Origin of the sequence: Algoriphagus sp. NF (assembly GCF_028823735.1) — a bacterium.
Taxonomy (GTDB): Bacteria; Bacteroidota; Bacteroidia; order Cytophagales; family Cyclobacteriaceae; genus Algoriphagus; species Algoriphagus marincola.
The window spans coordinates 1-956 of record NZ_JAPEIB010000109.1 but is presented as its reverse complement, the minus strand read 5'-3'; the positions used below and the strand labels follow the sequence as shown (position 1 = coordinate 956).

Below are 956 nucleotides of genomic sequence, written 5' to 3'. Positions count from 1 at the left end.
CCCTGAAGGGGGAGAATACTATTCAGAGTTATTTGAAAATCGCTCATTGCCCATTGTCCCGATTCTCGGGATGGTAATTGAAAATTGATCATTGATCATTGGTAATTGGTCATTGATAATTGATAATTGATCTTTGGCCCGTTTGACCCCCCGCCCCCCTGAAGGGGGAGAATACTATTCAGAGTTATTTGAAAATCGCTCATTGCCCATTATCCCGATTCTCGGGATGGTCATTGATCATTGGTAATTGGTCATTGTCCATTGCTCATTGATAATTGAATATTGATCATTGCTCATTGCTCATTTAAAACGACCGCACCTTTTCCAAAAACTCCTCTTTCCGCCGCCTCGATACATCCACCACACTGCCGTCACTCAGCTTCACCTGCCCGCCTTCGCCTTTCAGGTATTCGGTCACTTCTTCCAGATTGATCAGGTGGGAATTGTGAACCCGGTAAAACCCATAAGGCTCCAAAATGGTCTCCACTTCCTTCAGCGTTTTGGAAACCAACACCTTTTGCTTTCCTTTCAGAAAAATGGTCGTGTATGTATTGTCCGACTCACAGCGGATGATGTCCCGGATTTCGACAAATTGAAACCCACTCATCGTTGGTAAGGCCATTTTGGATCGTTCCCGAGGCAACTGCAGATTTTGAATCAGCTGCTGCACGGGTTTCCCTTTGTCTGTTTTCCGATCCAAAAATCGTCTCACCGCATCTTCCACTTCTTTTTTATCCAAAGGCTTGAGCAAATAATCCACTGCCGCCAAGCGAAAAGCCTGAATAGCAAATTCCTGATGGGATGTGGTGAAAATGAGGTCAAATTCCACTTTCTCCAAACTGACCAACCAATCAAAAGAAGTTCCTCCCGGAAGCATCACATCACAGAAAACCAGATTTGGATTATGGTCCTTGCAAAGCCGGTCAGCCTGAATCAGATCAGCTGCTTCACCGACT

The 956-nt window shown here is 45.1% G+C and carries 1 protein-coding gene; it reads right to left on the bottom strand.

All coding sequences use genetic code 11. The features are described from left to right. Positions 1-304: 304 nt before the first annotated feature. The coding region (locus OU792_RS18585) for a LytR/AlgR family response regulator transcription factor (RefSeq protein ID WP_274671060.1) at positions 305-956 on the bottom strand (652 nt) is incomplete at its 5' end.